The 14,968-nt window shown below is 46.1% G+C and carries 12 protein-coding genes and 1 other RNA gene; 1 reads left to right on the top strand and 12 read right to left on the bottom strand.

The annotated features are described in order from the left end of the window. Nucleotides 1-93: 93 nt before the first annotated feature. From ffs to rpoE, 9 genes are all read right to left on the bottom strand, one after another. Nucleotides 94-362: signal recognition particle sRNA large type (gene ffs / locus MHH60_RS23835), an RNA gene on the bottom strand. Between the two features lie 118 nt (nucleotides 363-480). Further along, nucleotides 481-678: a 50S ribosomal protein L31 gene (gene rpmE, locus MHH60_RS23830; protein WP_036679927.1), complete on the bottom strand. Its 198-nt coding sequence runs from the start codon at nucleotides 676-678 to the stop codon at nucleotides 481-483. A gap of 121 nt (nucleotides 679-799) precedes the next feature. Further along, complete coding sequence (locus MHH60_RS23825) at nucleotides 800-2,077, bottom strand: radical SAM protein (protein WP_076138610.1); 1,278 nt, start codon at nucleotides 2,075-2,077, stop codon at nucleotides 800-802. Nucleotides 2,078-2,102: 25 nt separating this feature from the next. Then, nucleotides 2,103-3,455: a transcription termination factor Rho gene (gene rho / locus MHH60_RS23820; protein ID WP_076138611.1), complete on the bottom strand. Its 1,353-nt coding sequence runs from the start codon at nucleotides 3,453-3,455 to the stop codon at nucleotides 2,103-2,105. Between the two features lie 165 nt (nucleotides 3,456-3,620). After that, nucleotides 3,621-4,874 (bottom strand): UDP-N-acetylglucosamine 1-carboxyvinyltransferase, encoded by a 1,254-nt coding sequence (locus tag MHH60_RS23815; RefSeq protein WP_036679932.1) that lies wholly within the window; start codon nucleotides 4,872-4,874, stop codon nucleotides 3,621-3,623. 188 nt (nucleotides 4,875-5,062) lie between these two features. Next, nucleotides 5,063-5,917 (bottom strand): class II fructose-1,6-bisphosphate aldolase, encoded by an 855-nt coding sequence (fba, locus tag MHH60_RS23810; protein WP_036679934.1) that lies wholly within the window; start codon nucleotides 5,915-5,917, stop codon nucleotides 5,063-5,065. A gap of 206 nt (nucleotides 5,918-6,123) precedes the next feature. Next, a complete protein-coding gene (locus MHH60_RS23805; RefSeq protein WP_036679935.1) occupies nucleotides 6,124-6,510 on the bottom strand; it encodes a response regulator in 387 nt (128 codons plus the stop codon). Between the two features lie 270 nt (nucleotides 6,511-6,780). Then, complete coding sequence (locus MHH60_RS23800) at nucleotides 6,781-8,388, bottom strand: CTP synthase (protein WP_076130377.1); 1,608 nt, start codon at nucleotides 8,386-8,388, stop codon at nucleotides 6,781-6,783. A gap of 325 nt (nucleotides 8,389-8,713) precedes the next feature. Further along, nucleotides 8,714-9,262 carry a DNA-directed RNA polymerase subunit delta gene (gene rpoE / locus MHH60_RS23795; protein WP_036679939.1) on the bottom strand — a complete coding sequence of 183 codons (549 nt, stop codon included), beginning with the start codon at nucleotides 9,260-9,262 and terminating at the stop codon, nucleotides 8,714-8,716. A gap of 460 nt (nucleotides 9,263-9,722) precedes the next feature. Between rpoE and MHH60_RS23790 the strand changes: the two genes are divergently transcribed. Next, nucleotides 9,723-10,889, top strand: a complete 1,167-nt coding sequence (locus MHH60_RS23790; RefSeq protein ID WP_038568071.1) for a S8 family peptidase — start codon at nucleotides 9,723-9,725, stop codon at nucleotides 10,887-10,889. Nucleotides 10,890-11,016: 127 nt separating this feature from the next. Here the strand turns inward: MHH60_RS23790 and argS are convergent, their stop codons facing one another. The 3 genes from argS to MHH60_RS23775 all read right to left on the bottom strand — a co-directional run bounded on the left by argS (nucleotide 11,017) and on the right by MHH60_RS23775 (nucleotide 14,905). Next, nucleotides 11,017-12,702: an arginine--tRNA ligase gene (gene argS, locus MHH60_RS23785; RefSeq protein WP_076138612.1), complete on the bottom strand. Its 1,686-nt coding sequence runs from the start codon at nucleotides 12,700-12,702 to the stop codon at nucleotides 11,017-11,019. After that, on the bottom strand, nucleotides 12,699-13,142 hold the full coding sequence (locus tag MHH60_RS23780; protein WP_076138613.1) for a DUF1934 domain-containing protein: 444 nt from the start codon (nucleotides 13,140-13,142) through the stop codon (nucleotides 12,699-12,701). The genes argS and MHH60_RS23780 overlap by 4 nt, the downstream gene beginning before the upstream one ends. A 578-nt stretch (nucleotides 13,143-13,720) precedes the next feature. Then, nucleotides 13,721-14,905: a YCF48-related protein gene (locus MHH60_RS23775; RefSeq protein ID WP_076138614.1), complete on the bottom strand. Its 1,185-nt coding sequence runs from the start codon at nucleotides 14,903-14,905 to the stop codon at nucleotides 13,721-13,723. Nucleotides 14,906-14,968 lie beyond the last annotated feature (63 nt).

The following is a 14,968-nucleotide window of genomic DNA, read 5'->3' as shown; positions in this document are numbered from 1 at the left end:
GCAAATTTATTATACTATATTCATCGGCTATTGACCAAAAACAAAAAGCATCTTTGCTTGTGGCAAAGATGCTATGATAAACAGAATTATAAACCGTGCACCTGTTATTGATGGCTACGATCCAAGCGGCAACCCTACATGACTGCTCGAGTTAGGCCACCCTCCGGCACAAGAGTAATCTTACTTATGGCTGCTTCCTTCCGGACCTGACCAGGTTCATAAGCACTCATTGCGGAGGACCCAACTGTCAACACAGCCCGTAGGAACCAAGGCCTCACATCGATAGCACCTCTAACAGGAATTCAACCTCGCTACAGCGGATTGCGAGTTACAGGGCACCGCTACCTCCCCGTCTAGCACGGCGAAGATAAGTATAGCTCACGCTCGGACAAAAATCAACTCCAAGACATAAAATGAGCCCCTCAGCTATACAGCTGGGGGGCTCAATCTAACCGTTAAGCCGCAAAGCGACTGTTCAAATTAGATACCATATTTCTTCTTAAATTTATCAACGCGACCGCCGGCATCCAAGAACTTCTGCTTGCCAGTGAAGAACGGATGGCAGTTGGAGCAAATTTCGACACGAAGCTCTTGTTTAACAGAGCCAGCTTCGAAAGTGTTGCCACATGCGCAGGTTACCTTAGTTACATTATACTTTGGTTGAATTGCTTCTTGCATTTTGAATTTCACCTCTCATGCCCTAAGCCTCATGCGGACCCAGAGTTATGTGATTACACTGTGGTATTTTAGCACGAAATATCGAATTGGGCAATATGTTTCATTTTTACATTTTAGCTGCTTAAATATTGATTCCCCGCCGTTTAGCCCGCGCCATATCTGCTGGCGGCACATGTGTATAAGAGCCTATAACTACATCCGGCAGTTCATCGCGGAAAATATCAAGCATCGTCTTCATCCCAAGGATTTCACCCTGGGCAGGTGGAATCAACTCTAAATAACTCTCCGGGTCGATGTTTAGATTGCGCATCTGAATAAGCTTCAGATCAGTACGTCTTACAAACTCCAGCATCGCTTCAATCTCTTCTTCACGATCAGTCACACCAGGGAAGATCAGATAATTGATCGATGTGTAAACCCCCTGCGAAGCAGCGTATTTCAAAGATTTCTCTACATTAGCCAATGTATAACCGCGTGGTTTGTAATAAGCATTATAATGGTCATCAAGGGCACTGATTGTGCTGACACGCATCAAATCGAGCCCAGCATCAACGATTCCTCGCATATGATCGCTTAATCCCGCATTGGTGTTGATATTGATATAGCCCATATCAGTAATCGAGCGCACTTCACGAATAGCTTCTATAATAAGTTTTGCCTGCGTGGAAGGTTCCCCTTCACAGCCTTGTCCAAAGCTGATAATCGATTCAGGCGTCTTTAAATGCTCCAGCATAACTTGTGAAATTTCGTTGACCGTAGGCCGGAAATTCATCCGAGTCTGCGGAGATACAAAGCCGCTATCATCAGGTTGCTCAGAAATACAGCCAAAACATCCAGCATTACATGAATAAGAGACGGGTACACCGCCCTCCCAACGCCCTAAAAAGGTATTGGAGGAAGTCAGGCATTCATAACCAAGCGCACAGTTAGAAAGATGTTCATAGAGGCGGTTATCAGGATATTTGGCTGTCATCTCACCAACGCTGACTTCAAGATCTTCCTTGTCACAATTAAGTGGATTCCATTTCTCCGGATTATCGGTAGGGTCTGCCGCAACATAGAACCCGCCATCCTTCCACAATACAGCCGAATACCCAAACAGAGGAAGCTTATAAGACTTATCTGTCTTCACATAACCAGGAAGACATAGACGAGTGTAGCCTTGCGGCAGCAGCGCTCCGACAGCCTGCGAGCCTTCCGGCAAAGACATCATTTCACCCGTCTCAGGATTCATACCCACAGCACGTGTACTAGGCAAGCCCACGAGCGTAGCACCTTCTGGTAATGGAATTAATTCTTCCTCCAGCATTTCAACAATCATATCCCCACTACGGGCTAGCCCGTACAGTTCGGGATGATCATATACGTTTCCTTGCCCGTCGGCATATACCAAATACATGTTAGTCTCCTCTTATTATCAATTCTCAAGTTGTAGGTACTGAAGGTGTCTTCGCTCGAGTGGTACGACGAGCAGCTGTACCACTGTTGGAGGTGCCCCCGTTACTTGCAGTCCCGTTTGGTGTTGTTTTTGCCCCAGTAACGTCAAAGGATGCCAAGAACTCAGCATTAGTCTTCGTATCACGCAGCTTTTTGATGAATCCCTCCACAAAATCGTAGGACTCGTTCATATTTTTGCGAATCGCCCAAATCGTATCCAGTTCTTCTTTGCTCAAGAGCACTTCTTCGCGACGTGTACCTGAACGACGAATATCGATAGCTGGGAATATCCGGCGTTCCGCCAATTTGCGGTCCAAATGAAGCTCCATGTTACCGGTACCCTTAAATTCTTCATATATAATATCATCCATACGCGAGCCAGTATCTATTAATGCTGTTGCCAAAATAGTTAATGAGCCGCCTTCTTCCACATTCCGTGCAGAACCAAAAAACCGCTTCGGCCGGTGAAAAGCCGCCGGGTCAATCCCCCCGCTTAGTGTACGTCCAGATGGTGGAACCACCAGATTATAAGCACGCGCCAGACGCGTAATGCTATCCAAAAGAATAACTACATCCTTCTTGTGCTCAACTAAACGAAGTGCCCTTTGCAACACAAGCTCAGCCACTTTAATATGATTCTCTGGAAGCTCATCAAACGTCGATGCAACCACTTCGCCTTTTACAGAACGCTGCATATCGGTTACTTCTTCAGGACGTTCATCAATCAGCAATACAAAGAGCTCAATCTCAGGATTATTAGTGGAAATACTATTGGCAATTTCTTTTAAGAGGAGCGTTTTTCCTGCTTTTGGAGGTGCTACAATCAAACCCCGCTGCCCCAAACCTACAGGAGCGAGCAAATCCATTATTCGGGTAGACAAATGAGTAGGGGATGTTTCAAGCGGTAGCTTGTCTTGCGGATAAAGTGGTGTTAATGCTGGAAAATGAAGACGCTCCGCTGCACTAGCAGGGTTCTCGCCATTAACGGCATTGACTTGAAGCAGGCCAAAATATCGTTCATTTTCTTTTGGTGTCCGACATTTACCAGACACAAGATCTCCGCTTCTGAGATCAAACTTACGAATTTGTGAAGCTGAGATGTAAATATCTTCAGCACTGGGCAAATAGTTAATCGGCCTAAGAAATCCATAGCCCTCAGGCAAAATTTCTAGTACGCCTTCCATAAACATGAGACCGCTCTGCTCTGCCTGTGCCCGAAGGATCGCAAAGATCAGTTCCCGTTTCTTCAGCTGTCCGTAATAAGGAATCTGGTATTTCTTGGCCAGCTTATATAACTCGGTCAGCTTCATTTCTTCCAGATCGGAAATTTGAAGATCCATGTAATAACCACCTATTCAATTTTTAAATGAGTTCTTCCTAGTCTATCTACTAGGCAAAAAATATGATTCTATTAAAATGCTCATTAGGTTAGTATTACCCCAAATGGAAGGAAATATGCGGTTTGGCCGCAAATTAATACTCCTTCCAAGCGGGATATCCTAATATTATTCATTCTCACGCCAAACATGAGCACCAAGTTGCCGAAGGTTGCTCACTAAATTATCATAACCACGATCAATATACTCTACGCCGGTCACTTCAGTAATACCATCCTCTACTGTTAACCCGGCAATGACAAGGGCTGCACCCGCACGCAGATCAGCCGCCTTTACTTTTGCAGCATTAAGTTTACTGCCCTCAATAATTGCAGATCGGCCTTCAACACGAATCTTTGCGCCCATTCTTACCAACTCTGGCACATGCTTAAAGCGGTTGCTATAGACGAAATCGCTAAGCACACTAACCCCTTCTGCCTGTGTCAGCATACTCGTCATAGGAGATTGTAAATCTGTAGGAAATCCAGGATAGGTCAGTGCTTTAACATCTGCATGTTCATAATTAGCTCTACCTATAACTCGGATACTTTCATCAAGCTCTTCAATATCCACGCCCATCTCTAAAAGCTTGGCTGTTAAGGCTTCCAAGTGCTTAGGAATAACATTATCTATCAACACATTACCACGCGTAGCCGCAGCGGCAATCATATAAGTTCCTGCTTGAATCCGATCGGGAATAATGGAATGACGGCAACCGTGCATTTCCGAGACCCCTTCGATCCGGATGGTTTCTGTACCAGCGCCTTTAATAACAGCGCCCATAGAGTTCAATAGGGTAGCTACATCTATAATCTCAGGCTCTTTAGCCGCATTTTCAATAATTGTAGAGCCTTTGGCTCGTGAAGCCGCCAGCATGATGTTTATAGTGGCACCTACGCTTGATACGTCCAGATAAATCTTCGCACCGCGTAGCTCTTTTGCATATAAGTGGATAGAACCATGTTCGTTGGTAACTGTTGCTCCTAAAGCCTCGAATCCCTTGATATGTTGATCAATTGGACGAGGTTCAAAATTACAGCCACCAGGAAGACCTATTGTCGCTTCTTTGAATCTTCCAAGCAGAGCTCCCATCATATAATACGAAGCTCTAAGTTTCTTAACCGGCCCATTGGGCATTGGAATAGATACAATACGTGAAGGGTCAATTCTCATCTGATTGCCTGACCAGGATACATTAGCGCCAAGCTCTTGCAAGATTTCGGAGTATACGGCTACATCACTAAGGGACGGTAAATTATCCAGAACAACTTCAGATTCGGCCAAAATTGCCGCAGGAATAAGCGCGATGGCACTATTCTTTGCTCCACTGATGGTTACAACGCCCTCTAGCGGACGTCCACCGCCAATCATTAATTTTTCCATAGATTTATCAATTTCCCCCTACGTGTATTGCAGCTGGGTGGGCAATACGTGCTGTGGACTTTTAGTGATGAAAATGGAAAGACACCGGCTAAGCGGTGTGCTTTCCTCATCAAACTATTCAACTGGACAGAGTAATAGCCCTATCCTTTAACAAATTGCTTGTCCACCTGAGGCGGAAGCTACAATGATTAGGCTTTGTTGTTGGATCCAAATTCGCGAATTTTACCAATAACGGTTTCTTTGATTGCATCGCGACCTGGTGCGATGAATGTACGTGGATCGTAAGCATCAGGTTTAGCAGCTAGAACTTCGCGAACCACTTTTGCGAACACGATTTGATTCTCAGTGTTCACGTTGATTTTGGAAGTACCCAGGGAGATGGCTTTCTTGATGTCATGTTCAGGAATACCTGTACCACCATGAAGAACCATTGGGATGTTAGTAGCGTCACGGATTTCTTCCATCTCTTTGAATCCGAGGTTAGGCTCGCCATGGTAAGGTCCATGAACGGAACCAAGTGCAGGAGCCAGGGTGTCGATACCTGTTTCTTTCACAATACGTACGCACTCATCAAGCTTAGCATACATGATGCCGCCGATAACGTCGTCTTCTTGTCCACCAACAGTACCTACTTCAGCTTCTACAGAAACGCCTTTAGCGTGAGCATATTCAACGACTTTTTTAGTCATATCGATGTTCTCATCGATTGGGTGATGGGAACCGTCGATCATTACGGATGTAAATCCAGCATCAATTGCTGCTTTACATTTATCAAAGCTAGATCCATGGTCAAGGTGGATAGCTACAGGAACAGTGATATTCATGTCAATAATTAGACCTTCAACCATCTTAACAACAGTAGTGAAGCCGCCCATGTGGCGTGCTGCGCCTTCAGATACACCAAGGATTACTGGTGATTTTTCTTGTTCAGCGGCACCAAGAATAGCTTGAGTCCACTCCAAGTTGTTAATGTTGTACTGACCTACTGCATATTTTCCTTCAAGTGCTTTGTTCAACATGTCTGTCATAGATACTAATGGCATGGTTTCATCCTCCTAAGAATGTTGGTTGGCTATGTTTTTAAACCGACATCACATACAGGCTTATTATAGCACATCCTGTGTCAAATACTAAATAGGGTAAACAAAAAAATGTCCCGGTGGGACGATTTTTATCCAGCCTATATAGCAATTAGACTCATCCTCTTCGGGGTCCCACGCGAAATAGGACCGATACAGAAATCACCGCTTTAACTGCATTGATCCACAGACTTGTTATGAAGATGCATGTTTACCGCTACGCGCATTTCGTCTATGTCGAACGGCTTTGTAAAATGCATTAACGCCCCTAGCTTGGTCGCCTCCTTAATCATGTCCAATTCACCATAGGCCGTCATCATAATGACCTTAATGGACGGATTGATCTCCTTTAGATGCTTCAGAATCTCGAGTCCATCCATTCCCGGTATTTTCATATCGAGTAAGACCAAATCGGGTGACTCGCTGCGAACAATGTCTAATGCCAATTTTCCGTTAGCCGCTTGAAATGTTGTATATCCCTCACTATTGAACACTTCCATAAGAAGAATCCGGATCCCATTCTGATCATCGACAATTAATACTTTCTTCTTTTCCATACGATACCCTCCCAGAAATTAAGGCAGATTGACTATACCGCGCTCTCCACAGCGACCGGCCCCTTTAGAAACTACTCCATACGAAACCTATTATTCGTGCTTTACTGTCCAAATCCTGCTAATTGGATAAAATGGGTAAATAAAGAGTCTAAAATGAAATAAATGTCAGTTACAATTTTTCTATTAAAGGGTAATACAAAAAGAGAGCCTTCGGATGAAGGCTCTCTTCGACTATTTAAGAACCGAGGGTTCTTTCTGTCTGTGTATAAATTATTGCTGCTCGGAATGCGTCAAAGAGGCTTTGACAAATTCACGGAATAGCGGTTGCGGACGGTTCGGACGTGAAGTGAATTCCGGGTGGAATTGAACCGAGAGGAACCACGGATGCTCTGGAAGCTCTACGATCTCAACTAGACGGCCATCCGGAGAAGTTCCGGAAATAACCAGTCCTGCTTTTTCAATTTCATCACGGTAAGCATTGTTGAACTCATACCGGTGACGGTGACGCTCATATACCAGTTCGTCATCATAGCAAGACATTGCCAGAGAGTCCGGAATAATCTTACAAGGATACAATCCAAGACGCATAGTGCCGCCCATATCTTCAATATCTTTTTGCTCAGGAAGCAAATCAATCAATGGATATTGTGTATTTGGATCGATTTCGGAGCTGTTTGCACCTTGTAGTCCAAGAACAGAACGGCCATATTCAATTACAGAAACCTGCATTCCAAGGCAAATTCCAAAGAAAGGTATCAATTGCTCACGGGCATAACGAATAGCGGAGATTTTACCTTCGATTCCCCGATCACCGAAACCACCAGGAACAAGAATACCGCCAATACCACGCAGCATTTCGTCCACGTTCTCATCCGTAATTTCCTCTGCATTCACCCAGCGGATCTTAACTTCTGCATTCGCAGCAAAACCTGCGTGTGAAAGTGATTCAACAACGCTCAAATAAGCGTCATGCAGTGCTACGTACTTACCTACAATTGCGATTTCTACTGTCTTCTCTAATTTCTGAATCCGGCTAAGCATACTTTCCCATTCGCGCATATCTGGCGCAGGTGTTGTAAGCTTCAAATGATTAACAACAATCTCGTCCAATCCTTCATCACGAAGGTTCAATGGAACTTCATATAACGTCGAAGCATCGCGGCATTCCACAACAGCATTAGCATCAATATCGCAAAAGAGTGCGATTTTGGCTTTCATATCTGCGGAAAGCTCATATTCCGTACGGCACACGATGACATTCGGTTGAATACCGATACTGCGCAGCTCTTTAACGCTATGCTGTGTCGGCTTCGTCTTCACTTCTCCAGCAGCCTTGATATAAGGAATCAAGGTTACGTGGATATACATCACATTTTCCCGGCCAATATCACTCTTGATTTGACGAATCGCTTCCAGGAACGGAAGACTTTCAATATCCCCTACAGTACCGCCGATCTCTGTGATAACAACATCAGAGTTGGTCTCGCGGCCCGCGCGGAACACGCGTTCTTTGATCTCATTCGTAATATGCGGGATAACTTGTACAGTTCCACCCAAGTACTCTCCACGACGTTCCTTGCTGATTACAGATGAATAGATCTTCCCTGTCGTTACATTGCTGTTCTTCGACAGATTGATATCAATAAACCGTTCATAGTGCCCAAGGTCAAGGTCAGTCTCTGCACCGTCATCCGTTACGAAGACTTCTCCGTGCTGGTAAGGGCTCATTGTTCCAGGGTCTACGTTAAGATACGGATCAAATTTCTGAATCGTTACCTTTAGACCTCTGTTCTTGAGCAGCCTGCCCAGCGAAGCGGCGGTAATGCCTTTACCCAGGGAAGACACAACGCCACCCGTTACAAAAATATACTTTGTCACTGTAAAACCCTCCTAAATAAAGTCCAAACATAAAAGCGGCACATGGTGTTTATCGTAACCCGTTTTACTATCATCAAAACAGGGGAAATCAAAAGTTCAATTCACCGGGGAAAACATAAACCGTCATCCCTCAAATTCCATTAATCTACAGCTACTTTGCATCTAAAAAAACAAAAAAGTGACACCCGTAGAACCGGGGCACTTTTTATTTTAGAAAACACGTTTATTAACTTACATGATAAGCCCATGCAATAGTTTACTCTGACGATCCCCCACTGTCAAGGGAGGAATTATGCCACAGACAAGACTCTTCTGATTATTGATCTTACTTGTCATCCTCGGAATCTTCATCGTCGCCATCTTCTGCATCGTCTTCGTCCGTATCGTCTTCGTCTATGTCATCTTCATCGATCACGACATCTTCGTCGACTTCTTCTTCGCTGTCGTCGTCAGAATAGAGGTCGTCGCGATCTTCATCGATAGCGTCGAAATCCTCTTCTTCAGCTGTGTAGTTTTCTTCTTCATCAGCAAAATCGTCATCTTCCAAATCATCGTCTTCATCGTTGATGATGCGCACCCGTTTAGTGTTACCAACTGGATCATCGGAGCGCTCAAGAGGATACCAGCGTTTCAGTCCCCAAAGGTTGGTTCCGACACAGGCAAAACGCCCGTCAATGTTAATCTCGGTATATAACTGGGCAATAGTATCTTGGCTTTCTTGATCGGTCATGCCGCGTAACTTGGCTACCTCGACCATCAGATCACGGTAATAATACGGTGTATTGGCTGCTTTAAGCACCAGAAAGGCAAGATCCACCATTGGCATTTCTTTAACTTTCTCAGGGTCTAGCTTTAAATTGAGTGGCGTACTCACTAAAGGACACTTCCTCTCACGCATTGTTCACATTACGGTTTATTTCAATAATATCCATTAACAAAACTAAGTAAAACCTATTTAACAACAAAATGCAAGTCAAATGCAAGAACCGCCCAACAGAAAAAGCCTCCTGCTTATTATCCATACAGGAAACCTGTCTTCATCAAGAAGAGTTGATATGTAATTGTAGCAAGGGTCGCCGCACCCAAAGTTTTTAGAAATGGGATTTAAAAAGGCGGAGGAAGACCTCCGCGCATGACTGTATCCACGCCAAGGATCGGCTCCTTACGGGATGTTACAAAGAGAGTTTTAATCTCTTCTGTTTATTTTATGTAAAGCGCCGTCTTTTGACACGCTGGGCAGCCCATTTCCTTAAAAAAGGGCAAGTTCCCATTCGGACCCCTCCCTCCGCTCATACAATATGGCAGCAGGGCACCGAGGAGGGACAGCGAAACCTATGGACTATTACAAATTTTGGAACATGCTTCTTGAAGAAATATCGGTTGCCCCAAAAAATGGTGAGCGGCGTATTCTTACCTTCAACGATCCCCGCCAGTATGCCGGAGCTTTCTCCCAATGGAAGGCTCTAAAAGCAAAGCAGCCCGAGCTGCGGCAAGTACAGGTATCTCCGCTGATTCGGGCCTTCTTCGTGCCCGCTGCCGCCGGAAAGCTGATGAACCGATTTGCAGACCTTCTAAATGTCGAAGACGATCTGCAAATCCAAATCCATTCCATAGCTAACGAAAAAAGCGGAATCGCAGCGCTCCCTTGGGGGGTGAAAGCGATTCATGCTCCTCAGGCATGGTCTAAATCAACCGGAGTTCACGTCAAAATCGGCGTCATTGACACCGGCGCGGATTACCGTCATCCCGATCTGAAGCATTCCTTAGCCTCTGGAGTCAACCTGCTACACCGCGGGATGCTGCCGCTGGATGATAACGGGCATGGAACTCATATCGCCGGAACCTTAGCGGCAGCAGGGGGAAATCGCGGAATGATGGGAGTGGCGCCGCGAGCGCTGCTATATCCAGTCAAGGCCTTTGATCATAGTGGATCAGCCTATGTATCCGATATTGTGCTAGGTATTGATTGGTGTGTGCAGAACCGAATCGACGTCATTAATATGAGCTTTGGAATGAAGACTAGAAGCAAGGCGCTCCACAATGTGGTTATAAAAGCGTATCGGGCCGGAATCGCCGTCATTGCCTCCTCTGGGAATGACGGCAAACGTGGCGGGGACTATCCCGCACGTTATCCCGAGACGATAGCCGTGGGCGCCATCGATAAAAGACACCGGGTTGCCGGCTTCAGCAATCGCGGTTCATATATCGATGTATACGCGCCCGGCGAAGGCGTGCCCTCCTGCTGGCTGAAGGAGGGCTACAAAGAAATGAGCGGCACCTCCATGGCGACCTCGCATGTCACGGGAGCCGCCGCACTGCTGCTCGCACTGCGACCGGGCCTCACGCCAAGGGAGCTGAAGCTGCTCTTACGCCGCACCGCGTCCCCGGTGCGGCTACGTAAGGGGCAGCGCCGCGCATCCCTAGGCGGCGGCTCTGCCGATGCCCTACGCCTGCTGAGAGCAGGAGTAAGGGCGAAGCGTTCGGTCTCCGCGAACGTGTAGACCCCTCCCGGGCACCGGGTGGGTCACTCTGACGTGAGCGCAGCTGATGCCGGTGCGAAGAACGGCAGCAAAGAAAAATCCGCCCCCAGGAAACCGGATGGCGGATTTTTTGTCGTTTGCTGTTGATTTACATGCGATCCGGTGCAGAAACTCCGACAAGACGCAGTACATTGGCAATAGTAGTACGTGTTGCACCAAGCAGTGCAAGACGCGCCACGGTTTGAGCAGCGTCCTCAGTAATTACACGTTCAGCTTTGTAATAACTGTGGAACATCGCAGCCAGCTCATATACATAACGGATGAGGCGATGTGGAGCATAACCTTCAGCCGCAACAGCGATTTCTGCCGGGAGCTCGCCAATTTTGCGCAGCAGGTCATATTCATGCACTGCTGTCAGCTTGGAGAAGTCAATTTCAGCGTAATCAGGGATAGAAATCCCTTGCTCCTCTGCCTGACGGAAAATACTGCAAATACGCGCATGCGCATATTGAACATAGAATACAGGATTTTCATTAGAAGTAGAGATCGCCAAATCCATATCGAAATCAAGATGAGAATCCATGCTACGCATGGTGAAGAAATAACGAATGGCATCGATTCCTACTTCCTCCATCAAATCTTCCATCGTAACCGCTTTGCCGGTACGTTTGGACATTTTGACCTTTTCACCATTCTGGAACAGGCTGACCATCTGAGCAATCAGAACCACTAGCTTCTCAGGATCATTGCCAAGTGCTGACATTGCCGCCTTCATCCGCGGAATATAACCATGGTGATCAGCGCCCCAAATATTAATCATTTTATCGTAACCGCGGCCATACTTATCGCTGTGATAAGCAATATCCGGGGTAAGGTAGGTATATGTGCCATCATTTTTGATCAAGACACGGTCTTTATCATCACCGTATTTTGTCGTTTGCAGCCAGGTTGCCCCATCTTGCTCGTACACTTCTCCACGATCACGGAGCTCGTCCAGCGAGCGCAGTACTTCTCCGTTCTCATACAGCGAGGTTTCACTGAACCAGATATCGAAGTTTACACGGAAAAGACCTAGATCACGTTTGATTTTATCCAACTCTTTATTAAGTCCATAGGTCCGGAAAAAAGCAGCGCGCTCACTAGGGCTCATCTCGAGCAAGGTATCGCCCTTTTCTGCCACAAGCTCCTTCGCAAAACCCTTAATATCCTCACCATGGTAACCGTCTTCCGGCATTTCTGCCTCTTGACCCAGCTCCTGAAGGTATCTGGTTTCAATGGATTTACACAGATTAGCCACTTGGTTACCGGCATCATTAATATAATATTCCCGGGTCACTTCATAACCTGCATAATCAAGCACATTACACAGCGCATCACCGACAGCAGCACCACGGGCATGCCCTAAATGTAGGCTACCTGTTGGATTGGCACTGACGAACTCCATTTCAACCTTCTGACCTTGACCCAGATTAATACGGCCATAGTCATCCCCTTGCTCAGCAACAAGGCTGATGATTGGGTACAAGTAGTTCTTAGACAGGGTAAAGTTAATAAAGCCTGGTCCTGCAATCTCCGCTTTCTCAATAGAAGCTCGGCTCGTATCCAAATTCTCAATAATAGCTTCCGCAATCTGGCGTGGATTACGTTTAGCAATTTTGGTCAGCTGCATAGCAGCGTTCGTAGCCAAATCACCATGCGCCTTATCTCTTGGTACTTCAAGTACAATATCCGGAACCTCTTCCGGTGCAACCAGCCCAGCATTCACAATCGCATCGGCGATGGCTTCTTTTACCCGTTCATTTACAAGCTCTAACGGATTCTTACTATGTGTCATAATTTCGGTTCCTCCTGTATATGCAAACTAATAGCGAACTTTCCTGTCAATTCCTCGTAGACGTACAAATCATATTCCCAGGCAACCGTTAAAGAACGCCCTTCGCGCACAACTTCCAGCTTGTTCGTTTCCGTAGAAAGATTGAACTGCGTATATGGCGAGCGATAGAATCCTGGCAGACGCCGTCCAGCTTCAAAGCTCTGCTCCGACTGAATCCCGCCATGGCGGATTAGCTTCAGTTGATTGCCTGCAATCTTTATCGTTGTACGAACAGAAACTTCCTCTCCGCGAGGACCCTGCTCTAATTCTTCATATTGAATATATAGATGCGGTCCTTTGGATGTTACTTCTCCATTCGCTTTCATAACATTTCGCTGACCATCTTGAAGGCTCACGAGCGTAATAGAGACATCATATTTGTCAGACTGTATTTCAGGCATCACACGTTCCTCCATTCTGCAAGCCTCTGCATTCTGCATAAGAAAAACGTCTAATGACAAAGCTTAAACATTTTTATATTAATCAAAGGCCTATTTCGCTTTCCCATTGTACACTATAATCCAGTTCAAAGAAGCATTTCAATACAGAATCAAGCATATCTTCATAAGCACATAAAATATTACCATATTGATGATTAAAAGCACACTTTGAACGTCCATTCCCTATGTATATCATTTACTTCGATAACATTTGCACCTACCAAGCACCTATCGGACATAGATGACCCTAAGCGCAGTATGATTCCATATTCGGTGTGATAACGGACCCACTAGTAGCTATTAGCCTAAAAAACAACCCATTTGAACCTCCTTCTAGGGAATAGTGATACTGGAGTCCGAAACCCTCCGTGGATGGGGCATCTAATTAGAGCACTGATAAGGGTACTATTGAAGCAAGCAAGAAACCAACGACAAAAATACAGAGCAGCGATTCTCCAAGTATCCGGAAAATCGCTGCTCTGCTGTCTATTTGCGATTTTTGCAATACATCGGACCCTTATATTTTTTATTGAAAAGAATTATTGGGTCATCACTTTCAAAGAAAACCTGCGTTCCCATGAAGCTCCGCCGTCTTTGGTCGCATACAAGGAAGAGTAATCAAGCTCACGGATGGCGAGCCAGCCCTCTTTATTACTAGTGAAGGAGATTACCCCGTCATAACCAGCGAGCGCGGGAAGATTAGTCCATTGCTTACCACCGTTATAAGAGCGTCCAACTGCCACTTTCTCTGCTGCTGGGGAAAACCCCACTAAAAAGGATGTGCTGTTTCCCACAAGCTGCAGGTTCCCGGGTTTCCCAGCGGCTGGCCCTTTATTGAATTCAGCCTTGCCGCTGCCTGGCGCAGGTCCGCCGCCCGCTGTTTCCTGAGCGATCACACGATTCCAACTTTTCCCCCTGTTCGCACTTTCATATAGCGAGTAGGAGGTCTGACTCATCCCCGTACCGCCATAGAGCACTACAGCGACCTGATCTCCCTTAGCGGAGATTTGTCCAAACTCGGGCTCGGCAAAAGCCGCCTTCAGTGAAAGGCTCCAAGTTCCCCCTCCATCTGTGGTCTTCATTACCCGATAGCCGCTTCCCGGCATGATTACAACCGCCCAGCCAGTATTCCGGTCACTAAAATAAGCGCCTCGTGTATTGGGTGGGGTGGAAATCTTACTCCAGCTCTGCCCCCCGTCTTTAGTGTAATACGTTGCAGCTCTCTCATAAGCAAAACCTTTCTTACTATCGATAAAATTTATTCTTTCAAAGCTGACGGCTTTGTTCGAAAGTCTCTTCCACTCCGAGCCACCGTTAGAGGTACCGATTAAATATTGAGCCTGCCCTTCCTCTACAGAAGCAAGAGCAAAGCCATGTACATTATCGGGAAAATCGAATTGTTTGAAGCTCCATTGGCCTTGATAGATCTCTTGAAAATGGCAACCTCCGTCAGAGGTACCAATCATAAATCCATTACCTGCTGCCCGTCCGGTATTCCCATTTAAAAACTGAACATCAGAAAAGCTAAGCGGTGTCGATACATCGCCTGAATGCTTGTTTTGCAGGGCCTGTAGCAAGCCGTGATCTCCCGTGCCGCAAGTCGCTGGTGCTGGTGCAGCCGCAGCATGTACAGAAGTTACAGGTGCACTCCAGCCTGAAACTATAATAAGCGTCGCCGAGAGGGCGGTTATTGTCGTCTTATAAATCCTTTTCGTCCATTTCATGATGACACCTCCTAATATGTATATACCCTTACTCACAATCTCTACTCTGTTATACCGCCAGAG

The sequence above is a fragment of the Paenibacillus sp. FSL H7-0716 genome (assembly GCF_038002705.1).
In the GTDB taxonomy this organism is placed as follows: Bacteria; Bacillota; Bacilli; order Paenibacillales; family Paenibacillaceae; genus Paenibacillus_AQ; species Paenibacillus_AQ odorifer.
Note: the sequence above shows the minus strand (reverse complement) of the source record. Positions and strands in the feature narration are given on the sequence as shown.